General features: G+C 60.3%; 22 protein-coding genes. 12 read left to right on the top strand and 10 right to left on the bottom strand.

Translation table 11 applies throughout. The annotated features are described in order from the left end of the window. The first annotated feature begins 33 nt into the window (after window positions 1–33). The 4 genes from C995_RS0105590 (at window position 34) to C995_RS0105605 (ending at window position 2,585) form a co-directional block, all read left to right on the top strand. Window positions 34–501, top strand: coding sequence for a DoxX family protein (locus C995_RS0105590; protein WP_018649422.1), 468 nt, complete (start codon window positions 34–36; stop codon window positions 499–501). A 109-nt stretch (window positions 502–610) separates the two neighbouring features. Beyond that, a complete protein-coding gene (locus C995_RS0105595) occupies window positions 611–1,390 on the top strand; it encodes an acetoin reductase (RefSeq protein ID WP_018864005.1) in 780 nt (259 codons plus the stop codon). Window positions 1,391–1,497: 107 nt separating this feature from the next. Beyond that, the gene (locus tag C995_RS0105600; protein WP_018649420.1) at window positions 1,498–2,088 is read left to right on the top strand and encodes an NADPH-dependent FMN reductase; all 591 of its coding nucleotides are present in this window, start codon (window positions 1,498–1,500) and stop codon (window positions 2,086–2,088) included. Further along, window positions 2,070–2,585, top strand: coding sequence for a VOC family protein (locus tag C995_RS0105605; RefSeq protein WP_018649419.1), 516 nt, complete (start codon window positions 2,070–2,072; stop codon window positions 2,583–2,585). The genes C995_RS0105600 and C995_RS0105605 overlap by 19 nt, the downstream gene beginning before the upstream one ends. A 514-nt stretch (window positions 2,586–3,099) precedes the next feature. Here C995_RS0105605 and C995_RS13560 read toward each other — a convergent pair. After that, window positions 3,100–4,308 (bottom strand): hypothetical protein, encoded by a 1,209-nt coding sequence (locus C995_RS13560; protein WP_231362409.1) that lies wholly within the window; start codon window positions 4,306–4,308, stop codon window positions 3,100–3,102. A 1,392-nt stretch (window positions 4,309–5,700) separates the two neighbouring features. Between C995_RS13560 and C995_RS13910 the strand changes: the two genes are divergently transcribed. Beyond that, a complete protein-coding gene (locus C995_RS13910) occupies window positions 5,701–6,198 on the top strand; it encodes a cytochrome c (RefSeq protein WP_231362410.1) in 498 nt (165 codons plus the stop codon). Between the two features lie 45 nt (window positions 6,199–6,243). Here C995_RS13910 and C995_RS0105625 read toward each other — a convergent pair whose 3' ends face one another. The 9 genes from C995_RS0105625 to C995_RS0105665 form a co-directional block, all read right to left on the bottom strand. Further along, the gene (locus C995_RS0105625; RefSeq protein ID WP_018864007.1) at window positions 6,244–7,644 is read right to left on the bottom strand and encodes a sigma-54 dependent transcriptional regulator; all 1,401 of its coding nucleotides are present in this window, start codon (window positions 7,642–7,644) and stop codon (window positions 6,244–6,246) included. Further along, on the bottom strand, window positions 7,634–10,690 hold the full coding sequence (locus C995_RS0105630; protein ID WP_231362411.1) for an ATP-binding protein: 3,057 nt from the start codon (window positions 10,688–10,690) through the stop codon (window positions 7,634–7,636). The genes C995_RS0105625 and C995_RS0105630 overlap by 11 nt, the downstream gene beginning before the upstream one ends. Window positions 10,691–10,782: 92 nt before the next feature. Next, entirely contained in the window at window positions 10,783–11,325 is a 543-nt protein-coding gene (locus C995_RS14485; RefSeq protein WP_018649413.1) for a hypothetical protein, read from the bottom strand. An 11-nt stretch (window positions 11,326–11,336) separates the two neighbouring features. Continuing rightward, window positions 11,337–12,038, bottom strand: coding sequence for a hypothetical protein (locus C995_RS0105640; RefSeq protein WP_018649412.1), 702 nt, complete (start codon window positions 12,036–12,038; stop codon window positions 11,337–11,339). Continuing rightward, window positions 12,038–12,715, bottom strand: a complete 678-nt coding sequence (locus tag C995_RS0105645; protein ID WP_018649411.1) for an ABC transporter ATP-binding protein — start codon at window positions 12,713–12,715, stop codon at window positions 12,038–12,040. Before C995_RS0105645 ends, C995_RS0105640 begins: the two co-directional genes overlap by 1 nt. Window positions 12,716–12,740: 25 nt before the next feature. After that, window positions 12,741–13,955: an FtsX-like permease family protein gene (locus tag C995_RS0105650; protein WP_018649410.1), complete on the bottom strand. Its 1,215-nt coding sequence runs from the start codon at window positions 13,953–13,955 to the stop codon at window positions 12,741–12,743. Beyond that, entirely contained in the window at window positions 13,952–14,623 is a 672-nt protein-coding gene (locus C995_RS0105655) for an ABC transporter ATP-binding protein (protein ID WP_018649409.1), read from the bottom strand. The genes C995_RS0105650 and C995_RS0105655 overlap by 4 nt, the downstream gene beginning before the upstream one ends. After that, window positions 14,620–15,822, bottom strand: coding sequence for an FtsX-like permease family protein (locus C995_RS0105660; RefSeq protein WP_018649408.1), 1,203 nt, complete (start codon window positions 15,820–15,822; stop codon window positions 14,620–14,622). The genes C995_RS0105655 and C995_RS0105660 overlap by 4 nt, the downstream gene beginning before the upstream one ends. Window positions 15,823–15,881: 59 nt before the next feature. After that, complete coding sequence (locus tag C995_RS0105665; protein ID WP_018649407.1) at window positions 15,882–17,528, bottom strand: YncE family protein; 1,647 nt, start codon at window positions 17,526–17,528, stop codon at window positions 15,882–15,884. 402 nt (window positions 17,529–17,930) lie between these two features. Here C995_RS0105665 and C995_RS0105670 point away from each other — a divergent pair, with 402 nt between their 5' ends. The 7 genes from C995_RS0105670 to C995_RS0105700 all read left to right on the top strand — a co-directional run bounded on the left by C995_RS0105670 (window position 17,931) and on the right by C995_RS0105700 (window position 26,293). Next, window positions 17,931–18,413, top strand: a complete 483-nt coding sequence (locus tag C995_RS0105670) for a copper resistance CopC family protein (protein ID WP_018649406.1) — start codon at window positions 17,931–17,933, stop codon at window positions 18,411–18,413. A 3-nt stretch (window positions 18,414–18,416) separates the two neighbouring features. Further along, window positions 18,417–19,586: a copper resistance D family protein gene (locus tag C995_RS0105675; protein ID WP_038038837.1), complete on the top strand. Its 1,170-nt coding sequence runs from the start codon at window positions 18,417–18,419 to the stop codon at window positions 19,584–19,586. Window positions 19,587–19,812: 226 nt separating this feature from the next. Continuing rightward, the gene (gene tatA / locus C995_RS0105680; protein WP_018649404.1) at window positions 19,813–20,073 is read left to right on the top strand and encodes a twin-arginine translocase TatA/TatE family subunit; all 261 of its coding nucleotides are present in this window, start codon (window positions 19,813–19,815) and stop codon (window positions 20,071–20,073) included. Between the two features lie 1,298 nt (window positions 20,074–21,371). Then, window positions 21,372–21,686: a c-type cytochrome gene (locus C995_RS0105685; protein ID WP_018649403.1), complete on the top strand. Its 315-nt coding sequence runs from the start codon at window positions 21,372–21,374 to the stop codon at window positions 21,684–21,686. 12 nt (window positions 21,687–21,698) lie between these two features. Beyond that, on the top strand, window positions 21,699–22,988 hold the full coding sequence (locus tag C995_RS0105690) for an NAD(P)/FAD-dependent oxidoreductase (RefSeq protein WP_018649402.1): 1,290 nt from the start codon (window positions 21,699–21,701) through the stop codon (window positions 22,986–22,988). 135 nt (window positions 22,989–23,123) lie between these two features. Beyond that, a complete protein-coding gene (locus C995_RS0105695; protein WP_018649401.1) occupies window positions 23,124–25,133 on the top strand; it encodes a TonB-dependent receptor domain-containing protein in 2,010 nt (669 codons plus the stop codon). Further along, on the top strand, window positions 25,121–26,293 hold the full coding sequence (locus tag C995_RS0105700) for a sialidase family protein (RefSeq protein WP_018649400.1): 1,173 nt from the start codon (window positions 25,121–25,123) through the stop codon (window positions 26,291–26,293). Before C995_RS0105695 ends, C995_RS0105700 begins: the two co-directional genes overlap by 13 nt. The last annotated feature ends 143 nt before the right edge of the window (window positions 26,294–26,436 follow it).

Consider the following 26,436-nt stretch of genomic DNA (forward strand, 5'->3'; position numbering starts at 1 on the left):
GAAACGACCGGTTCAACAACAGGAGACATTCCCATGGCAACGACAACTTCCAATCCATCACTTTTCCGGGCGCTGCAGGGGCCCGCGGCCCTGGACAGCCTGGCGCCGCTGGCCTGGCCGCTGGTGCGTATCACCGCCGGGCTGCTGCTCATCCCCCACGGCGCCCAGAAGCTGTTTGGCTGGTTCGGAGGCCACGGCCTCACGGGAACGGCTGAATACTTCGGCGGCACCCTGGGCTTTGAGCCGGGGCTGCTGTTTGCGCTGGCGGCCGGGATTATCGAGGTCTTCGGCGGGCTATTGCTGGCCCTTGGGCTGCTCACTCGGCCGGTGGCGCTGGTGGTCGCGGCATTCCTGGCGGTGACGATAACCGTGCACTGGTCCAGCGGGTTCTTCTGGACCGAGGGCGGCTTCGAGTTTCCCCTGATGTGGACCTTGGTGGCGCTGGCGATCTTCTTCCGCGGCGGCGGCCGGTGGTCGCTGGATGCGGCGCTGCGGCGGTAAATCCCGGGCCCGTGTGGCAACCGCGATCAGCCGGCGCCCACATCCAACGGTAATCAGTAGCCGAAAGTTTCACTGCAATAGAGCATTCAATTTGAAGAGGAACATGGACATGAGCATCAACGACAAAGTCGCTTTGATAACGGGCGCGGGACAGGGTATCGGCCGGGCAATCGCGCTGCGCCTGGCCAACGACGGTGCGGATATCGCCATCGTGGATATGAATGAGGAAAAGATGCAGGCCGTTGCGGAAGTGGCGCGGGCGCTTGGTCGTAACGCCACGACCTTCAAGGCGGATGTGTCAAAGCGCGACGAGGTTTACGCGGCAGTCGATCACGCCGAAAAGGCGCTCGGCGGCTTCGATGTGATCGTCAACAATGCCGGGATCGCAAGCATCCAGGCAATCGCTGATCTTACGCCCGAGGAAGCCGAGAAAGTCTTCAAGGTGAACGTCGAGGGTGTCTTGTGGGGCATTCAGGCTGCCGCCGCGAAGTTCAAGCAGCGTGGCCGGAAGGGCAAGATCATCAGCGCTTCGTCGATCGCCGGTCACGAAGGCTTTCCGCTACTGGGCGCCTATTCGGCAACGAAATTTGCCGTGCGTGCCCTGACGCAGGCCGCGGCCAAAGAGTTTGCCGGAGATGGTATCAACGTGAACGCATACTGCCCCGGCGTGGTGGGCACCGACATGTGGGTCGAGATTGACCGCCGCATGGCCGAAATCACGGGCGCGAAGATCGGTGAGAACTACGACAAGTTTGTCGGCGGCATTGCATTGGGCCGTGCGCAGACGCCTGAAGACGTGGCCGCCTTCGTCGCTTACCTCGCTGGGCCCGATTCTGACTACATGACCGGCCAGGCTCCCATCATCGACGGGGGCCTTGTCTACCGGTGAGCATGATCGTGCGCTCTTGAGCAGGGAGTTGGAAAAAGGCTATGCAGCACCCTGGGATGCGAGACCGCTCGTCATGATTTTTAACGAAATCAGTGAAGGAGAGAACAATGCCCAAGATTGCCATTGTAATTGGAAGCACCCGCCCGGGCCGCGCCGGCGAGTCCGTCGCGCACTGGGTCTACGATATCGCCACCCGGCGGACCGACGCGGAGTTCGCGCTCGTGGACATCGCGGATTTCAACTTGCCGATGCTCGATGAGCCGGTGCCGCCGTCGATGGGGCAGTACTCGCAGCCCCATACCAAGGCATGGGCGGACACGGTTGCGTCCTTCGACGGTTATGTCTTTGTGACGCCGGAGTACAACCATGGCCCTCCGGGCGCCCTCAAGAACGCGCTCGATTTCGTGTTTGGCGAGTGGAACAACAAGGCGGCGGGCTTCGTCGGATACGGCGCCGCGGGTGGCGTGCGGGCGGTGGAGCAACTGCGATTGGTGGCCAGCGCGCTGCACGTGGCGCACGTGCGGAATCAGGTCGAGTTATCGCTCTTCACCGATTTCGAGGATATGACTGTGTGCAAGCCGCATCCCAGGAACGAGGAATCGCTTAATGGGATGCTGGACCAGCTAGTGCCATGGAGCGTGGCCATGAAAGCGCTCCGGGAAGGCACGAAGGAGCAACGATGGGAACGCACAGCGTGAATTCACCGGATTTCGGTCCCATTGAGGCCGGGACGCGGATCGGCCACGTGCATCTTAAAGTGGCCGACCTGCAACGCGCGCTGGATTTCTACTGCGGCGTCCTCGGCTTCGAACTGACCCAGCGCTATGGCTCCCAGGCGGCCTTCATGGCAGCGGGCGACTATCACCACCATATTGCGCTGAATACATGGGAGAGCGCGGGAGGCTCCCCGCCACCGGCCGGGACGACCGGGCTTTATCACCTCGCCATCCTCTATCCGACGCGTGCGGCTCTTGCCAATGCCTTGCGGCGCGTGCGGGCCGCCGGGATACCACTGGACGGGGCCAGCGACCATGGCGTCAGCGAAGCCTTGTACCTGCGCGATCCCGACCAGAACGGGGTGGAACTTTACTGGGACCGTCCCCGCGAAGCGTGGCCCCGGAACCAGGAGGGCGACCTGGCCATGGTCACCCGGCGGCTCGATGTGGAAGGCCTGCTTAGCGAACCGGGACTGTAATTGTCGAGCAGTTGCTGACCGCGGTGGACGGTCGACACTGGCGACCAGCGTCCCCGTTCGTATTTTCCTTTGCTTCGGCGTCGGCGATCGCGCCGCTTAGTCGTTTGGCGGAGTACACCGACTCCCGCGGAGGACAGAATCACGATTGTCGAGGGGTCTGACTCCCATGACTCTCTGTCAGTTGCGGATTTCGGGAGGTCCGGAACGAAGGTCGCCCGGGCGTGATCAGGCGAGGAAGGCAATGGATTTTACGAGGGCTTGGCCGTGAGCGCCGGGCTGGAGGCCCAGCCGGTCGGTAAATAGCTGCGTCAACTCCGCCATCAACGTCTGCCCGTCGTCCTGTCGGCAGACGGCAACGACGCACCAAGAAGGAGGGCGCCCTCTTCTTCCGATTCGATCCACGACCTGACCGAACCGGACGATGGGAGCGGCGAGAACGGTTTGCCTCACGCGGTCCACGGGTGAGCCGCATGGACGCGCCGCATTACACCGCCGTCGAGAGCTCGTGCCGCGGTCACGGCCAATTCGCCTCTATGGATTCGCACTGGGCGATGCCGCGCACTGACAGGGTCACGCGCCAGCGTTGTACCCTTAACAAGGGGTCGCCCGGAACCGTGCACACCGCGAGCAATGTATAGATGTGCTGCCGCTCGATATTATGCACCTGAACCCCGTCCTGCATCCCTTCATCGATCGTCTCGGAAAACAACTGGTTCTGCCCACCTTCGATCAGTTTGCACAGGGGTTCCAGGTCCAGCCCCAGCACCTCCTGGACATGTCCCTGCCCCAGCGCCTCCGGCTCCAGAATCAATCGTGTCCTGTAGAGGACCGTCTGCATATCTTCACCGAGCTGCCCCCTCCCCGCGTTGCGCTTGACATTGCTTGGGAGGCGCGCCGGAGGCAAGTAATCGAACCAGGTGAGTTGAGTACCCATCCCCTCGCCGGTAAGAGGTTTCAGAATTCGCGTCTTGGCGAGAGGTTTTCCCTTGCGAATCCATCCCGTGATCCGGTTGACCATTTCGTCATGAAGATAATCCCGTAGCGCGTGGACCAGAGCGATCATGATCAGTAGCGTGATGGTCAGCCTGTGTACGGCCCTTATCGTGTGGAATATGAGTACGGTGAAAAGGGTCATGATCACCATCGTATAGAGCGCCTTCACAGCCCTGTACGTGGCACGCCACAAGTCGGTGGTTCGGGTCTTTGCGACAACCGAGTATTGCAGCAACTTGTGGTACATCGCCATCCGGTTCCACACTTGCGTCGGCGAACCTCGGAAATCCGCCAAATACCCCTGCCGCGCTCTGTATTGGCGCTCCGCATCTAGATAGGCCCGGACCCGTTCGCGGTAGGGTTGACCGACATCGCCAACCTGCACCTTGCTCGCGCACTCCAGGAAGAACTGTTCCGCGTACCACGAGAAATAGATGTCCATTCTTCTGAAGTATGACAGCTGCGCCTTGCTCTCAGGGGGAGACTGTCGCAGTCTGCGCGCAAGGTTTTCGCTGAGCTTCAGTGCGCGCCTCACAATCTCCTCGGGATTGTCGCTGTTCTCGAATCGCTGACGAAGTTGATCCATGGACGCCTGGTAACGCGACAGCCAGGTGCCACATAGCATTTCGTAATACGGCGACAGCAGAGAAATTGATGCATCCTCTAGGCTCGCCTTGTCCTCGGCAGGCAGGCCTAGCAGTCGAAAACCGTGATGCCAGCGCTCCGGCAACGCTCTCGTCCCACCGAGGGCGCGTTCGAGAGACCCTTGGTCATGAGGCGTCAACAGGTAAAGCGTAACCTCATGCTCGCCCACCTTCTTCAGGGCTCGCTCAAGCTGGATGCCAAACTTTCCCTTACGTCTCAACGTGAACAACGAACAAGCCCTCGCGACGCCGGTGTGCCCCACGGTAGCGCAGCACCTACCCTTGAGCCATCCGTACAGCCCCCTAATCGGGGACTCGGATGTACGGCATGTCGTAGCGGCGCCCCGTTAACCGGGCCTCCACCGGTTCCGCAGCCCGCTTGCCCGCAAGGCCTCTTCCCAGCGGCGACGGCAATCTGGCAGTTGCGGCGCGAAGACCGTTGCCATCCGACTCTACGGAATCGGCCCGTGCCTCGCCGCCACTATCCAAGAATGGAAGGTTCACCCCACGACCCTTTGCCAACCCATCCTGCCCGGATGCTCCGGCGCCTCCTTCCTACAACGGATCAGGATCCATGACAGATCGAACAACCCTTCCCGCGAACGAGGACGCGCACAGACCTGTGTCTGTCACGGTCATCTTCCGGAAGTTCCTTGCATTTCCAAGTCGACATAGCCTAGCTCGCACACAACATGATCACTCCGACGGAGGCGTCGGCTTCCGCAGATCCGAAATGGCCATCATGCCGGACGCATGAACGCGTCCGGTTCACGTCGGGCAAATGGCGTCTTCGAGGACAGAATGAGAAAAGGACTTGCAAGGCATGTGTTACGCGTACCGGCCCAAGAAGGTTCGCGGGCGATGCGCAGGCGCCGAGTCGATTAACAGGCCATTACATCCAACCAGTCCAAGGTCCGCGAAACAAGAAGGTCACCACCTGTGCCTGCTCATCGGCCGCATACGACCCGGTCCAGATACGTAATCTGGCGGAGGCTGCCATATCAAAAACCCCACACCATGGCTATGCCGTTTGCACACCTAGATCAGCATGACCTGCCGCGTGCCCGTCCTTGGTCGGCCACTCGCCCCCGATCGGGATTCGCGGCGTCTGCATCTGCGTTGACCGAACAGGGAGGAGCGGTCTGCGCTGCCAGACCTATAAGGTTGAACACTCGCCTGCCCCCGGTACGTTCTGGCAGCCGTCGTTTCGAACTGAACCATCCCGTTCCAAATCCAACCGGCGTGAAACGTGGATGCCATGCACACTGCATCCGCAGGCAGGCAGCTATCAATTGCTTTAGAGCCGTTTGACGGTATTTGTAACGCCACTCCAATGACTTGGCCCCGCTCTTGCTTTGGCTCTATCGGGATAGCCAGATGGTGAACGTGACCTCCAGTCTCATTCTGCACCTGGCGTCCCTTGAGTTGCCTGCACTCGCTTTGTTGCGGGCACGCGAGAACGCCTTAGGAGGATTACGATGATTCGAAACCAATTGAAGTCGTGTGTCACCGCCACCACCCTCTCCGCCGCGCTCCTCATGGCTGGATCCGCAATCGCTCATCCGCCCCACGGTCATGGCAGTGGATGGGAGGTCCCGGAGTCGGAAATCCAGCGTGAAAACCCGATTCCACCCAACGAACATTCGATCGTTCGCGGTCAGTCGCTGTACACGGAACACTGCTTGCGTTGCCACGGCGCAAAACTCCTCGGCGATGGGCCCGACGGCACAGAACTTGATCCTCCCCCCGCGAATCTGATCGAACACGCGCCGCACCATACCGACGGTGACTTCGCATACCGCATCCGGAATGGACGTGGTCCAATGCCTGCCTTCTCAGAGGTCTTAGACGAGCAGGACATCTGGCACTTGGTGAACTTCTTGAAGGACGAGGCTCGCAACGCTTCCCTCGCCGGCTCGGGCGGTCATCCAAACCGTCACAACGAAGACTCGGCTCCGCATGGCGGCCCGCACTAGGTCACCATGTGCCACGCCCGCCGAGGCCGCGCCACGCCTACTCCATCAGCGTGAAGCTGGGTCACGCCCAATATTGTACTGGCGCATCTTGCGCCAGAGCGTGGTGCGGCCGATTCCGAGGGACTTGGCCGCAGCGGTGAGATTCCAGCGGCAGCGCTCGATGCTTTCCTCAATAATCTGACGCTCATGCCCTGCGAGACTGCCATCCGTCGGCACCGCCTTCTCGCGAACCACTGCTGTTTCCTCACCCTGCTCTAACGGTGTGCGAACAGACCGTTGTGGCTGTTGGAGCGCCTCGGGAAGATCAGCGACCGCAATTAGGTGCCCCCGACAGACCGCTGCTGCCCACTCCAAGGCGTTTTCCAATTCGCGCACATTACCTGGATACTCCGCATTGCACAGCACCGACATAGCCTCGTCGGTTACCGCAACACCGTGTGAACCATCCCCGGCAAGACGGGCCAGGATGCCTCGTGCCAGCACAGGAATATCCTCCCTTCGTTCACGCAAGGGCGGTACCTGTAGCCGGGCGACATTCAGCCGGTAAAACAGATCTTCCCGGAACACGTCACGTGCGACCTCTTCTTCGAGATCCGCGTTCGTCGCCGCAATCACGCGCACATCCACCGCCTGAGGAGTGTTGCTGCCCACACGGCGAATCTCACGATCCTGCAATGCACCGAGAAGCTTTGCCTGCATATTTGCCGGCAACGTTCCGATTTCATCAAGAAACAGCGTGCCGTTATGAGCCTCTTCGAACAGCCCCCTTCGCGCCTGAGTTGCTCCGGTGAACGCGCCTTTCGCATGCCCGAACAGCTCGCTTTCCAGCAGCGGCTCAGGCAAGGCCGCACAGTTGACGGACACGAACGGCCCTGCGGATAGCTGGCTGTGATGGTGGATGGCCCGCGCAATGCAACTCTTACCGGTTCCCGTCTCCCCAGTAATCAAAACCGTCAGGTTTGTAGGCGCCACCTTTCGAATCCGTTCCAGTACCTCACACATCGCGGGGCTCTCTGCCACCAGCGCGCCCAGCCCAGAATTACAGGTCTCCTCGTTGCCCGGTTCATGCGCCTCGCTAAGCGATCGGCCCTCGAGTATTTTGCGCACCTTCCAAAGGATCTCTTCGTTCCTCGCCGGCTTGGTGATGTAGTCCGTGGCACCAAGTTTCATCGCCTCGACCGCCGTGTCGATACTGCCGAACGCAGTCATCACGAGAACCTCCGCCCCTGGAGATCGCCGTTTAACCCCTCGCACCACGTCCAACCCGGACATGCCATCCATGCGCAGATCAGTAAGCACCAAGTCGACGGGGCGCTCCTCGAATCGATCCATTGCCTGCTCCCCACTCTCCGCGACGCTCACCTTAAAGCCCTCTTTGGAGAGCAAGAACTCCAGCGTCCGGCGAACGCCCCGCTCATCGTCCACGATCAGCACGCTACCCGTCATAGCTAACCTCCTTCGGCATTGCAGGGGAACGGGGCAGCGGCAGACAGAACGCTACCCGTGTCCCATTGCCGGGCTCACTCTCCAAGTCTACTGTACCGCCCCAGTTCGAAACGATCCGGTGCACGATCACCAGCCCCAACCCCACGCCATCCGGCTTGGTGGTCTCGAATGGCTCGAATACCCGGTTGCGCATCTCGTGCGGGATCCCCGGACCCGAGTCTAAAATCTCGAACCACACCTGCTCCGCTTCCAGCCTCACCCGCAACAACACTGCGCCCTTGCCCTGGGTCGCGGCCGCAGCATTGTCTAGTAGATTGGCCAGGACTTGCTGGATCTCGGCCGCTTCGCCGGTCAAATCTGGCAGGTCCTCCGGGAGCTCTTTTTCTACGACCAGATCGGGAAAGCGAACCGACGCCATCCTCACGATCTGGTCAATCAACGGGCCCAGTTCGAAACACTGCTCGCGGGCCCGCGCCGGGCGGGCGAAATCGAGCGTGTCGGACACTAGATGATTAAGGCGGTTCACTTCGGACTCCATCAATTCAAGCAATTCTCGCCGCTCGGAACCGTCCAGCTGCTCCGATTGCAGCAGCCCCACCGCGCTAGTGACGGTACCCAGGGGATTCCGAATCTCGTGCGAAAGCGAGGCCGCCATTTCACCCAGCGACGCAAGCCGCTCTGATTCCACCAGACTTTGCTGTGCGTTATCGAGCGCGACGAACGCCTGTTTCAGGTCCTTTATTAGTACTGCGGTTTCGATTGCCAATCCTGCCTGCTGCGCGAACAGCATCGTCCGCTCGACAAAGTCACGCTCCCCCCCATTCATCGACACCGGAAGCATCATGTATCCCAGCATGTGTCCGCGTACGTTGAAGGGAGCAATCAATATCGGCGCGTTGTTATCCAGTTCCTCCTCAATGCCATCGAGACCCAGATCTTCGAGGCTACCGGGTGTGAGGCACACGGGAGCGCCACTACCTGCGACTGCTTCGTGGGCACGACGACCGACCCGCAATGCACGCTCGAAGCGCCGCAGATCGTTCGGCCCTTCATGCCGCGCCACGCACCCATGGAGACACTCCGTATCGTCGTCGATGAGGCACACTAATGCAGGGGAACAGTTCAGTAGTTTGACTGCCCCACAACAGACCACATCAACCACCGCATCCAGATCCCGCGCAGCGATCATCGACATCATCGTTTCACCAAGCCCGGTTCGAAACTCTGCGGAGCACTGGCTTTCACGAAAGAGGCGCCCATGATGAATGGCAAACCCGGCCTGCCCTGCTAGCGCCCGTGCAAGCGCCAGCTCGTCCCTCCCCAACGGTGACCCCGCGTCAAGGAGGAGGCCAATACACCCGATCACTTGCCCATCGGCGATGAGCGGTATGTACAGCGCCTCGTTGATCTCTCCCTCATCGACCGCTGCCTGAATGGCGGTTTCCGGAAAGTGTTCGGGTCCGTCTTCCTGCAAAGCCAGATGGAACGAACGTCGCTCACGCACGCAAGTCATTAACATCGGATGGCTCGTTACCGAACAAGTGGCGCCACGAAACCTCGGTCGCTCATCGCGTGCATATTCAGCAACGACAGTCGCCCGACTCTCGTCTTCCGATAACAGATACGCCAGGGCGTACCGCGCTTCTAGCACTTCCGACTCATGCTGAAGCAAGCTGTCGAGGATCCGGTCGAGGTCGATGCTGGAGGTCACCGCGCGCAGCGTCTCGTACATCCCCTTCAGGTGACGATGGCGCTTAGCCAGCTCCTCATGCAGCCTTGCCCGCTCCATTGCGACTGCGGCCTGGTTAGCAAATACCTGAAGCCGCACCGAGTCTTCTTCCGTGGGGGTGTAGTCCGAATCGTAATCAACCTGAATGCTGCCAAGAACGCGCTCTCGGCCCACCAGTGGCTGTACCAGCCTCCGGCTCTGGTCAGTGAAGTTTGGCTCCGCACGCTGCGCATCATGCCCCAAGGATTGGCCCGGCATGCCACGCTCAGCGACGGGCAGGATCTCGACGTCGGCCACGCCCGGCAAACGCCGGGCCGCCCTTAAGATCGAGTGCAGCACGCTCTCGGTATCGAGAGACTGACTGATGTCTTGCAAAATAGCGGCGTGCGCCGCGAGCATCTGGTTGTCGTTCTGGATTCTGCGATTGCTGTCCTCAATCGACTGCATCGCACCGAGCAGGCGCTGATGGTAGATCTCCAACTGCCGAAAGCCCTTCACGAATTCAATCGCAAGCATCACGATCAGCACTGCCACTACGCCAACGCGCACTCCGTGCCAGATCCACCAGTTCACATCCCAAAGCATGGAGTAGGGAAACATGAACTCGCTTTGGGCAAGGAGCAGCGACACAACCGAGAACACAAGGAACAAAGTCTCGCGTGACCGCAAGAACTCAGCAAGAAAGGCGCCCCCCACGAGCACAAACAACACCCCGGCCGCGAGATTCATGGCCACTGCCGCCTGAGAAAATCCCCCGTTGACCAGCATCACGTGGAGGTACTCAGCGAACTGTATCGACAGGAACGCCACCAGCACCGTGCCTATGACCACCGCGGCAAGTGGAGTCGCCGACGCGGGACGGAACCACTCGATTCGCCCGACCAACAGGGACAATCCCAAGAGCAGTGCCCCGGACAGCGCCGACAAAGAGTGAAACCATACGAAGAGAACCGACCCCGGGGAGGCAACAGCGTGGGCCAGAGCGAGTATGCCCATCGTCACAAACGCATAGGCCATGAACGCAAGCCGTGCATTACTGTACCGACGGCCTTCCTGAAACAAGATGAAGGCAACGACCAGTGACAAGAACCCGTAGAAGAGTTCAAGCACGAAGTGTGCCCCGGCGTTGTGGTGCAGGTCCGCTGAAACGGGCGCCACCAGATGCTGCATAATCATGGCGAGCGGAGGCACAAGCACGACCAGCGAAGCAATGCCAAGCTGACCCGCCGGCATACCGCGTTCTGGACCGCCCAAGGGCGTACGTGCCTTGTCAATCAGTCCGTTCCCGGACTTGAATGTCGTTTGGCCCTGATTCAACCGACCCTCCTGCTAACCACCCGCTCACCGCGCCTATCCCAGGCGAAGCGAATACCGGTTAGCACTGGCAACGGCTTTGGCGCGGACGGTACTCAGCTTGTGCCCTCGGCAGACACACGCACGGGCCGCCGTATCCGCTGAAATTGATCCGTGGCGTCGTCGTGATAGCGTAGTTCCAGTGTACCCCACCCCGTGGGACCGTCGACTCTAAAGCCGAACCGTTCCCGAACCGACTCTCCTGGCTCGATCGCGAGCTCATTCCGCGATACTGCACGCAGCCATGCACGGTCGAACCCCAACTCCTCAAGTGTAGCCCGCAAGTTCGTGTGCTCCGGTGAGGCTCCTGAATCCTCCACGACCGGGCTGACGTGGCGGATAAACGAACCATACCCGCTTGGGTCTCGTCCCTCTGGGATGAGCCGGACGCCATTAAGAAGGACATGCACCGCCCGAGTACCGTGGTTTTCTAAAGTCACAGTGACGAAGAGCAAGCCATCGCCTTCGCCCTCCCCTTCGCCTAGAAATACTTCCCGGGCCGTCTCCACCTGCACGTCAAGCGGGTCGCCACCCTGCCCGCAGCCGGCCAGACTAGCCCCGGCCATCACCATCACCGTCGCCGCGAACCTCCGAATCACGTCCGACACCGTTAGTGAGGGGGCATCGAGATAAACAATGGCGCACCGCTGCCACCGAAACGGTGCTTGCGCGCCAGCGCTTCAACATCCGCATCCCTCGGACGCAGATGGACGTAGTACCAGTCGGTGCGTTCCACGATATCGTCTTCGGGCTCAGCCTCGGGGCTCAGGTACATCGTGTTGTCAAAGCGGATGTGCATATAGCCCTCAAGCATCTCGTAGTATTCGTCATAGTCATCCGCCTCCAGCAACACATCCAGGTGGATACGGTCGGACAGATTCACGACCGAGCCAGGCACGCGAGAATTGCCATCCTCGGCTGCCTCAACTGGCACTTCCACCCAGCGCGGACCCACCTGCAGATACCCTCGGACCGACGGCACCATGAAATACATGTCGTTCTCTGGGTAGAGGTTCTCCATCCAGATCGTTACGCGGTAGCGCCCGTCAGGCTCCAACGTGATCTCGTCCAGGTCGGCACGCAGATGGCGCCAGGCCATGCGCTGAAGCTCCTCCATGCGCTGCTCGCGGGCCTCAATCAGGCTACTTTGGTAAGCGCCGAGCCCCCAGTCCAGCATGGTGAAAGAACCGGCAACGATCGCAAACCAGAACAGCACCTTGCCCAGAACGCGTTTCCAGCCATATCGGCGTTTGCCCACCCGGTTACGTGGCTGGCCCTTCCTCTCGATTGGGGACTCGGACGCAGCGTTCATCACGCAGCCTCCTGGAGTGGACGCCCATCGTCGATGCGGATGCATCGCCGGGTGCGCTCACCAATCTCTTGGTCGTGCGTGACAAGTACGATGGTATTCCCCATCGTGTTCAGCTCCTCGAATAGGTACACGATCTCCATTCTCGATTTTCGGTCCAGGTTGCCAGTAGGCTCGTCCGCCAGGATCAGGTCGGGCTCTTTCATCAGCGTCCGCGCGATGCTGACCCTTTGCGCTTCGCCGCCACTCAGTTCGTGCACCATGTGCTTCGCCCGTTTCTCCAACCCCACTCGTTCGAGACATTGGAGTGCGGCCGTACGAGCATCCGCTCTGCCCGCACTAAACGCTCGCGGCAACATCACGTTCTCGATCGCGTTGAGTGATGGCATAAGTCGAGCATCCTGAAACACGTATGAAACGCGCCGTCGACGAACCTCCAGCAGCTGGCGCTCGGACAATTGGTCAATGCGCTGATCAGCGAGCCAAACTTCACCGCTGGTTGGGCGGTCGATGCCACCCATCAGGTTCAGCAACGTCGACTTGCCTGAGCCGCTCGGCCCCATGATGGCGACATACTCGTTCCGACCAATATCAAGATCGACGTCATCGAGCGCGGCAACCTGCTCTTCGCCCGCTTTGTAGACCTTGGAGACACCTTTCAATTGCACGATAGGATCCACATCGACCTCCTTGGTTGGGCTGGCATCAGAGGGCCCGGAAAGCCTCGACAGGGCGTGCGTTGCAGGCACGAAATGCCGGATAGAGCGTCGCCAACAAGCTGGCCCCAAGGGCCGCCCCAACGGCTAGCGCCACGTGTTCCCACTCCCACCGGATCACAACATCGGGCATGACAATCGGCCCGAGCAGGTAGGCGATGCCCACTCCGATCAGATACCCGAGGAGTCCCCCGACAAGACCAATCAATGCAGCCTCGTACATGAATAAACGGGCCAGTTGCGCATGTGAGGCCCCAAGCACCTTCAGCAATCCGACTTCGCGGATACGAGCATGCAGCGATCCCATGATCATGTTGAAAACCGCCATGCAAGCGATCACGAATGCCATAATCACGAACCCCACAACGGTCGTGAAAACATTACTGAATATCGCTGCTTGGGCCGCTGCGATGTCTCGCTGCGAGGTAGCCCTCACGCCAACCACGCCCTGATTGATCGCAAGTTCCGCTTCACCGACGGGACAGTAGGCGCACATCGCGCGGACGCTAATCAGCGATACCTGCCCTTCCCGATTGAAGGCTCGCTGCACCGTCGGCAGCGTGGCGAAGGCCATGTAGTCATCTGGCGAGTTGGTCTCCTGCAAGATTCCAGCGACCCGATACGTCTCGCCGGCAATATCGACCTCGTCACCGACCTGAGTACGCGTCGCCGACGCAAGGATCTTGCCCAACATGATCTCGTCGTCCCTGCGAACAAGGTTCCCCGCATCGACTTCCCACCAGAATTTAGCGATATACTCTTTCCGGGGCTCGATCCCGGCGAACACGATGTCACGCCCTTTCAGCTCCGTCTCGGCATAGACACGAGGCGCGAAGGTCGCCGGATCCACCTGTTCTTGGTCGCCGATAAAGCCTTCGATCAAGATCAGGGCGTCGCGCGCACGCCATCCTTCGACAATGGCCTGCTCATAGACTTCCTGGAGATGCGGAATGGCGTCCTCCGGAATGTAATGCTCTCCGCCGATTCCAAAGCCCTGCAGGCTGGTCTCGTTCGTGGTCGCCGGAAGAATCGTGAGCTGATGCCCGTAGCGGTTGATGGTCTGGGTGAGATCCTGGTATCCACCACCGCCAACGGTGATGGTCGAGATCAGCAAAGCCACGGCAAGCGCAATACCGGAAGCGGTGTAGAGCGTCCGCATTTTTCGCCGGCCAACTTCCCGCAGTGCAATCTGGATAATGTTCATAGCAGCCTCCCATCTTTCATCTGCAGGACACGATCGGCACGGTCGGCAAGAGCGTTGTTGTGTGTCACCATCAACAATGCGGTGTTGTCCTCGTTTAGCGTCCGCAGCAACAGGTCCATCACTTCGGCCTCCGTCTGTTCGTCGAGATCGCCGGTCGGCTCGTCTGCGAACAGCAAGCTCGGCCGATTGATAAGCGAACGGGCGATCGCCACGCGGCGCTGCTGCCCACCCGACAGCTCGCTGGGGAAGCAATGGATCTTCTCCCCCAGCCCTACGGTTTCGAGTAGTCCCTCGGCCTGGGCATAGACGTCCTTGCTGACCCGTTCTCGCCCGAACATGCGAGGCAAGACCACGTTGTCGATAGCGGTCAGGGTTGGAATCAGGCTCGAGAACTGGAACACAAACCCAATCCGCTCGTTTCGTAGTAACGACCTAGGGACATCCCGTTGACTCCACACCGATTCATCCTCGAAGTACACAGCTCCAGACGTGGGCCGGGTAAGGCCGCCCAACATGCTCAGCAAGGTGGATTTCCCACTCCCCGAATGCCCAATGACCGCAACGAATTCACCCGGTGACAGATCGATCGAGACAGCATTTACCGCCTGGATACGCTGGTCTCCGATCACATAGGACTTCGACAGTTCTTCGCCACGTAACAGCATCATTCACCTGCCCGAATCGCGTCGTAAGGTTCAAGTCGTGCGCCCGATACCGCTGGATAGCTCGCACCTAGCGTTGCCACCAGCAGCGCCATGAGGATCGCCGCCATTCCCATCAAGGCAATGTTCTCAACCGGCGGCCAGAGAAACGGGATATTCAGCAGGTCGAGGTGGAAGCCGATCGTGCGGTTGAAGATGCGTAGCAGGATCAACCCCAGTGCGACCCCAGCCACTCCACCAGCAGCCCCGAGCATGGCCGATTCGGTGAGCACTAGATTGAAGACTCGGCTCTTACGTGCCCCAATTGCGCGAAGGAGGCCGAGCTCGCGCCGGCGTTCATTGATGATGGTGGAGAAGATCGCACTGATCATCAGAATGTTGCCCACGATCAGTACGCCCGTGAGCAACGCCGTGCCGGCAAACAGCGCGACCACGTTCTGACGCACGCCGGTCACCACGTTGCCAGCTGCAACAACCGAGATGCCCGAGTTCTGGGCTAGGGCAAAACGCACTCGCTCCGGGTCCGCTCCACTCTCGAGCCGGACCAACACCGCCGAGATGTCCCCTGGTCCGAAACCAAGCTCCACGTCGTCGTAGTCGCGCGATGCCTCCGCCAGTGCGTAGGCTTCGTCAAGGTCCAGGAAAATCGCGTTGTCGGACAGGCCAATGCCCGTGCGATCGAGTTTCCCGTACACAGTGAAGTATTGCCCGTAGTAGTAGACACTCTCGCCCAACTCGAAATCACTGCCGCCGCCGACGACCACGTCTCCGGGCTGCATCTCTCGATCTAGGCGATCACTCACCCACGGCATCACGGTGAAGTCGTTCTCGCGGTCGAAACCGACCAGGAACGCATCACCGACAATGCAGTGCTCCGCATCGGCCGTGGTCAGAAAAAGCTGCGATGCTACGGTGCTAACGCCCTGCAGTGCATTGACCTCGTCTGCGAGGTCGGCCTCCATATAGAAAGTCGACGGTTCACCGGTGAGCAAGGCCCGTTCCATACTGACCATAGTTCCCCTCGGTACCACCATCAGGTCGGCACCGAGCTTCGAAAACCCATGGTCCACACTGCGCTCAATGCCATGCATCAGAGTGGCGGTCGCAAACACCGCCGCCGTCGCGATTCCCACAGCAAGTACTAGCGCGGCCGTACGGAATGGCTTACGAAAGAGATTGTGTGCTGCCAGCGTAAAAAGGTTCATGCCGCCTCCCGAGCATCAATAGAGGGCCGCCGCCTGGCGGCCCTCGTGATACGACGATGTCAGGTCGTGGTGGAACGGCTGATGCGCAGGTCTTCTAGCGTGCGCGGCACAATCACGTTGTCATGGTGGCCCATCGGACTGGGCAGGAAGCCAAGCACCTCATCGGTCTCAGTTTCCATAACCACAATCGCAGACGCCGTGTTCTGGTAGCCGGAGAGCGTACCGATCACGAACTTGCCGTCGTACGTCATCGCCAACGTATGCATGTCGGGGCCGAGGTCGACTTCCTTCAGCAATTCCCAGTTGACCGCGTCGATAACCGCGATACCGTTCGGGGTCGGGGACGGCCACCACATCGTGACGTACAGCTTCTTGGCATCCGGCGTGAACACCATGTGGAACGTGTTCGGGTAAGCGCCACGCCAGTCCGGGCTCTCGACAACGGCTTTCTTGTCCCACTGGCTAGGATCGGAATGATCCGAACTGTCCCACACCATGATGTTGTTCTGGCGCAGGCTGTTCATAAACAGGAAGCTCTTTCCGTCGGGCGAGAAGCCCGCCTGGTGACCGGCGCTGACAACCTCCGGTATTTCCACCGTCCAGGTGTCGTCGTCGACTTTGACCAGCTCCAGCTGAGAAGGCGTGCCCTTCGGTCCGGAAAGAACCGCCACCGGCACCTCCTTCTCGCGGTCAAACACGACACAGACACCCGTCAGCCGCAGGGAGGCGACAGCCCACTTGCCCCGAGGGTCGAATACCAGGGCATCGTTCGCGCAGGCATTGAGCGGGCGATCACCAGAGACCTTGCCCTCTTCGATCTGGAGCTCGCCGCCAGGCACCAATTCCCAGTCAATCTTGTTGCCCTTTGATCCCTGCAGGTCATAGCGGCCGTCAGCCAAAGTCGGCTTCAGGCGCTTGATCGTCATTACGCCACCATCGAGCCAAGCGCGTTCCAGTTCCTTGACGTTGGGATCCCAGTCGAAGTACCAGGCATACCGCACCTTGTCGGTTTCACGGTCGAATTCGGCACAGATGTCCTTCTGGCCGTCGCCCACCGCATAACCATCCGCCTCGGGGTTAACGGTCACGTGTACACCCAACCCCAGACCACTGACCTCAGCGGCATCCCGCTGGAGGTTGATGCGCGTACCGTCGTACTGCATCCGGTAGATCTTCATGCCCTCGCCCGGCTCTTCCACTGTCGCGGGCACACCATAGATGAACAGGTTCTTCCCGCCCTGTGTGTTCACAACGAACTCGAACTCCTTGTAGGGGTCCGGGGACGGGAAGGCGGCCATGTGGTGCATGATTGGGCAGGTGTCGCCGTAGTTCCATCCAGCCAACCACGCCATCGTCCACCCGGTGCTGAGGTCGGTCGCAGCGACGGTGCCGGAGAACTTGCCCGGTGCCAGCAGTACGTATTCGCCGAGCTGGTCGTAGAAGTCCTGAAGCTTGATGTACTTGCTCCCGCTACGACCGAACATTTGAGCCTGAGCGTCCTGCGTGACCATTCCGCGGACACTTTCGGGCAGGAACGGGGCGGCAGCCGTGGCCGCGAACGCGGCACCGGTCCCGATCCCGACAGACTTCAGGAACTTGCGGCGGGACTCGGATGGGCCGGTTGCTTCGACGTGACCTTCAGTGGTCTTCGAGGCGATATTCGGATCAGACGGACCCTTGCCGTCAGTATGGTCGGAATTGCTCATGATGACTCCTCCAAATGAGTGATGTACTACCGATTAGCACTGGTGGCCGTTTCTAATGCCGTTCAACCGGCGACCAACAGACCGCGTTCGTTGCGGTGCCCTAGGCCCAGCGAAATTCATGCCAATCGGTCTACATCGCGTCGTTCGGTGGTTTCCTTCCGAGCACATCTCTATCGCCACGTTCCGGCCTGAAACAGCTTGTTCCATTTCGGGCCAGCGGTCCGCCTGCCGGAACGAAATCGGAACAAATGCGAGCGCCGGTCTCCTGCAACAAGCCGGTACGTCCGTTAGGCACGCTTTTCGCATGCATACCACCTACCCGCGGCGTCGGGGCTCGGCACCCTGATATCGGCAGCCGCAGCCCAGCACGCCAATTCGATCTACAGCCAGTGGAGGTGAGAGATGTACGCAGTGAGACTAAAGTTGTCGCGTCTGGCAGTGGTGATGCTCGCCACCGTTGGATTACTAGGCGCTCCTGGGGCGGCCGACGCACATGCCAACCTGCGTGCGGCTATCCCCCCCGAAGCCATCGTCGGCAACGGTGCGATCCAGGAGGTGCGCCTCGTCTTTAGCGAGCCAGTCGTGAGCCGCTTCAGCACATTCCGGTTATTTAGGCTGAACCTACCCGAGGAGGGCCTGCGGAACTTGGCCCAACTCAACACCCTGGCTTCGGAGCTGAACGCGAACCCCGACGATACGGTTCACGACGAGGTATCAGTTGAGAGCGATCTATCGTCGCAGGCCGCGGAAGTTAGCCTGAGTACCCGCGCACCGCTGCCCGCCGGGGCCTATGCTGTCATTTGGAAAGTACTTTCCTCGGACGGACACACGACCACTGGATTTCACACCTTCGTGAATGTAGGTGATGCGAAGGCGAGCAAGTAACCCGTGGAATTCACCTGGACAACGCTGGTGCTGGTGGGGCTTGTATTCCTGCTATCGCCGGGGTTCTTACGCCACGGAATTCTTCCTGCTTCGGCGCCAGACCACGTAGTCAACGGCCGCCGGCTCCTTCCATGGGCGGGCGCTGCGATGCTCGCAGCAGGCACCGTGGGCGAGGTAGCACAGGTCGTGTGGACTGCTCTCGGGACCATCGACCTGACGATGACCCTGGCGTACGTCACCGAGACGCGCCATGGGAGAGTGAGCCTGGCCCGACTAGGGCTCCTCGCCACATTCCTCGCTGCATGGCTTCTTCTACCACCGCTATGGCGCCGGATCGGTTACACAGTCGTGGGCTTGGCGCTCGTACTAAGCGTGAGTCTCACCAGCCATGCGGCTGGGGAAGGACGGTATTTCCTGGTGGCGGCCGACGCTGTCCATCTCGCGGCGGTCGCGGTATGGGTGGGCACGGTGGTATCTCTGGCCCTGATGCCTGTATGGGAGTTGCAGACACCACCACCATGGCTAGAGGCAGCCATTCACCGTACATCAGCCGTAGGGCTGGTCGCCGTGGCCGCAATCGTACTCACGGGGGCCTATGGCGTCTGGACCCATTTCTGGAACCCAATGCAATTGTTCGGAACACCGTATGGGCAAGCATTAGTGATCAAACTGATAGTAATAGCGCCCATCCTGGGACTGGCTGCACTTAATCGATGGATACTGGCGCCAAAGGCCACCGATCATGGCCAGATCAGGCAACTCGGATGGTCCATCCGTATCGAAGCGGCTCTCCTCATACTGGCGCTAATCGCTGCCGCCCATTACGTCACTCGATCGCCACCCGGGGAACCTTCGACTCTCCTCGAACCTGTTGAGGTCGAAGAGGCTCTCGGACCCTACTACATCCATGCCGTCTTTCTTCCCTCGACACCGGGGTTCCGGCTGCAACTCGAAATCACTGACGACACGGCATTACCAGTGGCGGCCGAGCCCGAACCGCGACTGGTGCTCGATATGATCGACCATCGCATGGTGCCGTTGCAGCCTGCCGTCGAGCCTATCGGGATCGGCGAGTATCAGGCCCATGATGTTTTCACGATGCCGGGCCGCTGGCAGGCCCGCCTGGAGATAGGCGACGATGCCCTGACTATTTTCCTCGACGCGAGGCCGTAAATAACTATCCCAAGATGGGCCAAACCGACGGCCCCTGCATCGTCTGGCTCCTCTTGCGCGAAATCCTCTTGCTTCGTCCGCCACGGCCACTTATGCACCCGCTGTTCCAACCGACAGACGGGTCCGAGACACGACGGCCGTGGACCTGCTCACCCCTCGGGGGAACCCAATGAAGGGCATTCCCCAATCTCTCAAGCCAACATTCTGACTGACTGGAGAAAGAACTATGGGAATCGGCGGTATTAGTGTCTGGCAGCTGGTGATCATTCTCGTGATCGTGCTCCTCCTTTTCGGTACCAAGAAACTTCGCAACGCAGGAGGTGACCTCGGCAGTGCCGTGCACAATTTCCGCAAAGCGGTGAAGCACGAGGATGGCGGAACAGCCCCGGATACCACCAGCAACGCCTTGCAACATGAGGAGCAGCCCCAAACGCGAGAGGGCGAGGACAGCGCCGAACCACTGAACCAACCCCGCGAACGGGACTGAGCGCCGACCCTTCATCACACCGACCACGTGCGTTCAAAACGTGCTTATGAGGGGGAATACCAAAAGTGGCCAGCGGGCGCTGTGACGACGATAACCGCCATTGTAACCTGGCCTTCACAATGCATTGCGTTGTCACAGCCTCCACAGTGCCAGTGCTGACTGGCTGGAGGTTCGCATACGAGTTCTCAGTAGCCCCAGCCGTAGCCGGCACCCGTTGAGGGTTGACGCAGCCGAATCATCCTCTCGCGCCACGGGCAACAGTATGCCTCGCCCGGGCCTCTGCCCCTCTTGCCCAGCCATACTCTCCCAATCCCGCGCTCTCGCATTCCACAGATGGGCCGGCTGGATCCTGGCATGGTCGCCACCATTGCGCCCCCATTCTGATCGTTCCATATGTTTCACCCTGGAACACTCAGTACCAACGATGGAACGCGTATGCCGCGTTTGCCCCCCAAACCCACATACAAAATTCGGCGCACCTTCTACCTTCGAGATCGTCCGCGTACCGACACGTCATAAGTACTGATCGCATCGTGATGGGCGCGCCATTCGATGGAATAGTAGGCACAGAATCGAGCACCCTACATGGGGCGCTACGCAATGAGCCAAAACGCGATTCTCGAAATGTCCGCCCGAGGGGGCTGCGTCTCAAGTCGCGGACTAGCTTCGAGGACGCTCGACACCCCCGAAAGCTGTGTTCCGGGTAGGTCTATGAGGCACTGCCTCCAGCACCCACAGTCACGCACCCCCGACGTACCACGTCTACACCTCCACCGTTCACGACGCCTCCCTAACCTCATCAAGCAGGTGACCAACAAAGGGCGGAGGCTGGCACGCTCATTGCATCTACCTCCTGTAGGGCGGCTCGCTTAGACGTCGGGAAACCCCCTTCTCCACGCACGGGCTCTTGGCGGGTCACCCTACAACACCAAGGAAAACCTATGCGGATAGTTCTAACGTCTTGTCACCTTAAGGGTGCGCCGGTAACGCAACCTGCTTAACTAGAACCCCACGGCAGACCCGAATCCGCCCAGCACCGAAGGTGTTGTTGACATTGTAGTTCTCCTCTTTGCTTGCCCTGAGCCCCAGGGCAAGCTCTTTTTAAGGAGAAACTAATGTGGATTTTTTGTTCAGATCGTCCATCGATCTCTATAGACCACGAAATCTATTTATCAACAAGAGAATGAACTATTAAACAATGAAAAAACACAGCCAATAAACCCGGATTCTTTGGATTGGCGACTCCGTCATCCAGCGCCGACACATGAACCGGATTTACAATCCGAAGGAGGCTAGTAATGAAGATACGTACGCAGGTCATGGGGCTAGTTGCCTCGCTTGTCGCGCTCAGCGCGGCACCCACAGTGTCCGCCGACCTCAATGACGAAATTACGCGCGGTCAACTCATGGCTGCCTCATGCCAGGCATGCCACAACGCGGCCGGAGCTAACAAAGGCATACCCAATCTGGCCATGTTAGGGGAAGACATCATTGCAAGTCAGATGCGCGCGTTCCGTGACGGGCAACGTGAGGCGACAGTCATGAACCGTCACGCAGAGGGCTACAGCGACGAAGAAATTGACGCTATGGCGGCGTACTTCGGAAACCAGTAAAAGGAGAACACCATGAATCATTTGACTCGACGTCGTTTCCTCAAAGCCGCCGGAGCTACGGGGGCTGCGACCTTCGCAGGCACAAGTTTTGCCGCTGACAACTCGCACGGCAGCAACGGGGCACACATCGTGGTCGTTGGCGGCGGTTCCGGTGGTGCCACAGCGGCCAAGTACATGAAGCAGTTTTTACCTCAACTCCGCGTTACGCTAATCGAACCCAACGCGACGTACTACACCTGCTACGGCAGCAACTGGGTTCTCAGCGGCCTGGCGTCCATGGACGACATCGCCCACACGTATGACAGCCTGCGCGACAATCATGACATCAACATAGTCGCCGACCGCGTCACCACGGTCGATCCCGATAGGCGGCGTGTCCACCTGCAAGGAGGCGACTCCATCAGCTATGACAAACTCGTCATGTCCCCAGGGATCGACTTCCGCTATGACGCTGTCGACGGCATCAGCGAATCCGACGCCAGCGAAATCCCTCATGCTTGGAAAGCGGGCGACCAGACTCGTCTTCTGCGAGATCAGCTGGAAGCCATGCCGAACGGTGGCGTCTTTGTGATGGTCGCCCCACCGAATCCGTTCCGCTGTCCGCCGGGACCGTATGAGCGTGTCTCGCTCATCGCGCACTATTTCAAGGAGCAAAAGCCACGCTCCAAGATCATCGTGCTTGATGCCAAGGACAACTTCTCCAAGCAGGGTCTTTTCGAGGAAGGCTGGGCACAGCACTACGGCGACATGATCGAGTGGCGAGCTGCTTCGGACGGTGGCCATGTCGAAGCGGTAGACGTAGCCGAGAAAACTGCACGGGCTGACAGTGGCTTCGAACGCGTCAAGGCCGATGTGATGAACTTCATTCCTCGCCAACAGGCCGCCCAGATCGCCCACGATGTCGGCCTCACCAACGACCAAGGCTGGGTCCCGGTCAACCAGCAGACCTTCAAGTCGGAGATGGACGACAACATTTATGTGCTGGGGGATGCCAGCGTGGCGGGCGCGATGCCGAAGTCCGGCCACTCGGCCAACAACCAAGGCAAGATCGTCGCCGCGGCGATTGTGCGCGAATTGATGGACCAGGAGCCGCTCAATCCTTCCTCGGCCAACACTTGCTACAGCCTGGTCACCCCAGAACACGGTATCAGCGTAGCAAACGTCTATCGATTCATTGACGGGACTCAAACGGCTGAGGGTGGGGGTGTTAGTCCCTCCGGAGCCAGCCCCGAATTCCGCGCCAGCGAGGCCGACTACACCCGGGCTTGGTACCAAGGCATCACTCAGGACATCTGGGGCTAGCTGCTGGTAATGCCTGACTCTATGGGCCTCGAGAAGGCATTCCTGCCCCATAACGATAAACCAAGCCCGGCCGCGTCGTTCGAGTGCACATTGCTTCGATGTGCTGCAGCGACCTCTCAACACAGGGAGACAAACGTGATTGCAGAACAATGGCGTCGCTTCGCGGCCGTGGGTGCTCTCACCGTGATGCTGTCAGGTGCAGCGCACGGTGAGAACGCCGTTCGTCTCGACCCGGTGACGGTGACCGTCACCGGGCAATTGTTTACGTCGACACTCCCAACCACCGATGACACGGCAGCCGAATTGGAGCGCGTCCCGGGCGGCACCTCCCTAGTAGACCTTGGCACAGTGCGCGAGGGACGCACCGCCAACTTGGAGGACGCCTTGGCTACCACACCCGGCGTCTACGCCCGCAGCCGCTTCGGCCAGGACGAAACGCGACTTTCCATCCGAGGCTCGGGGCTCACTCAGACCTTCAACAACCGCGGCATCCGGCTCCTGCGCGATGGTCTTCCGGTAACCGAGGCTGACGGCAACACTCGCAACCAGCTCATGGACCCGCTGACCTACGACCACATGGCCGTCTACCGGGGTGCCAACGCCATTGGATATGGGGCGGCCACCCTCGGTGGTGCCATCAACATGATCTCTCCCACAGGCTACGACAGCCACCCGTTCAGCTTGCGCGCGGAATCGGGTAGCTTCGGCTACCGCCGCCTCCAGGCCAAGGGCTCCACAGCGAACGAGCACACCGATGCAGTAGGTACGGTCACCGGTTCGTGGCAAGATGGCTTTCGCGACAACAGTCGCCAGGAGGCGGTGCGCGCCTACGGCAATGTGGGGTTTCAGCACAACAACCGCAGCCAGACCCGCCTGCATTTGGAGGCTCAGGAACACCAACTGGAGCTACCAGGCTCTCTAACGCGGAACCAGCTCCGCGCCAATCGGCTCCAGGCAAACCCGGATTTCGAGAATGCTAATGCCGCCCGAGATTTGCGGTTGTGGCGCGTCACCGCCCACCATAAGCACCAGTTGCGGGAGGCCGACCATCTCGACCTGGGTGTCTTCATGCAGGACCTCCGTATGGAACACCCCATGCCATTCTTCGACTTGGACACGTCCCGCCAAGACATAGGCGCGAGCGCTCGACACACAATTGAGTCCGGCGCCAACCGATTCACTTGGGGCACCCTCGCCGTCACCGGGCGCGAACGGGCGGATGACCACAGTGACGGCAGCCGCGAGCGCTCAACGGCTAGGACCGTGGAACTCTTCGCCGACAACCACTACGCGGTCACTGACGCCACCACCCTCATGGGCAGCGTACAGCTCGCCTGGGCCCGGCGCGAAGTGAACGTGACCCGCGGTGATGGCGATGGCGGGTCCCGCCATTACCACTCCGTGAATCCACGTATCGGCGCGCTTCATGACCTGCCCGGCGGCATGCAGTTGTTCGGGAATCTCAGCCGCAGCACCGAGGCGCCGGTCATTGGCGAACTGGTTGGTCATGGCGGCGACTTGCTTGACCAGCAGACTGCCGACACCGTGGAATTAGGTGTACGCCGCAGTGGGAACCGGTGGTCCGGCGAACTGGCCGTCTACCACGCCCGTATTCGCGACGAGATCTTGCTGTTCGAAGACCCGGACAACCCGTTCCAGCCTGCCACCCGCAACGCCAAGCGCACCGTCCACCAAGGCGTGGAACTGGGTCTTGGCCACCAACAGGGTGTTACAGACACACTCACTCTTGAAAAGAAACTCACCTACACTTACAACGACTTCCGATTTGACGGAGACCCCGACTGGGGAAACAACCGCCTGCCCGGTGTCCCTCGCCACATGGCACGGCTGGATCTACGCGCGCGGCACGCGAGCGGCGCATACGCCGGCCCGGTGATCGAGGCCGCCAGCGGCTACCCGGTGGACTTCGCCAACAGCGAGGATGCAGACAGTTTTGTTATCTGGGGTATTCGCGCCGGCTACCGTAGCCCCAATGGCTGGCGGGTGTTCGTGGAAGGCCGGAACCTTGGCAACCGAATCTACGCGGCCAATACCAACATCGTGGACTCCGCTGAGCCGAATAGCGCCGTCTACAATCCCGGCGCTCCGCGCTCGATCTACGGAGGTGTGGAATGGACATGGTGATTCGCTGCCTGACCGGCGTGAGTGCGGCCATAGTGCTGGCGGCATGCGGGAACGCAGAACCGGAATTCCAGAATGTGCTGTTCGATGCCGGCGGCGACGTCGTGAGCCTGGGCGTCACTTCTGACAACGACCGACTCCACGCCACCTGGGTAGAGCTGAAAGACGACACCGCCATTGCCTACCACGCGACCAGTGACAATGGTGGACTAGACTGGTCGGACCCCGTGGCCATCGAAACCGGCCACCCCCCCCCGGATCGTGTCCACCGCAGCAACGACCTGCGGATCGCCGCCGCAGGCAACCGTCTGCTAGTGGTCTGGCAGACCTCAGGCGACGGCTTCGCCGGCAGCGGCCCAATGGTGATGGCCCGGTCCAACGATGGCGGCAAACAGTGGGAACCGACCACCACCCCGGTCAAGGGGGACGGCACCGGGAGCCACGGCTTTTTCGCGCTATCCCGGGCCCCCAACAATGTGTTCCACATTGCCTGGTTGGACAGCCGAGACGGACAACAGGGGGTGCACCATGCGACCAGTATCGACGGCGGCCAATCCTGGTCCGACGTAACCACCCCGCGGGATACGACGTGTCAATGCTGCTGGAACAGCCTGGCACACGCCGGTGACGAGACGATGGTGCTGTATCGTGGCATCGAACCCCGAGACATGGCTGTAGCGGTGACCGGCGCCGGCGACGCCGGCTGGCGTGGGCACTCCCGTGTCGGCCAATTCGACTGGTACGTAGACGGCTGTCCCCATGTGGGCGGAGGACTCGCCACAGATAACGACGGCCTGTTGCATGCCCTTGTATGGACCGGTGACGATAACCATACGGGTCTTTACCACCTGCATCGCAACCATCGCGGCGAGTGGTCGACTCCTGAGCGACTGGGACGCCCCTCGGCTCGCGCCGCCGATCTCACTGCCACCCCCAACAGCGGACTGCTCGCCGCGTGGGACCACGGTACCGCGGATCACAGCATCGGCGTGGCCCGATACCACAACGGTACCTGGTCCACCACTTTTACCCTCGGCAGGAATGCCCATCGCCCGAGGTTTCCTTTGGTGACAGCCGCTGGCGACGCCATCCAGGTCTTCTGGACCGAGGACCGGGAGGATGGTACACGGACCTGGCGGATCACCCGGCTACCACCCCCATAGTCTGCAATTTCGCTCCCCAGAGCACCGTAGGCGTCCGAATGGGGTTTATGCGTGACCACTTTTGTGCGGGTCGCCTTAGTAGCGATCCATAGGCCCGCGCCCCATCGCCCAGCAGCCAACTAGGGAGCGGCTCTGCTCATAGA

Source organism: Thioalkalivibrio sp. ARh3 (assembly GCF_000377265.1).
Classification (GTDB): Bacteria; Pseudomonadota; Gammaproteobacteria; order Ectothiorhodospirales; family Ectothiorhodospiraceae; genus Thioalkalivibrio; species Thioalkalivibrio thiocyanoxidans.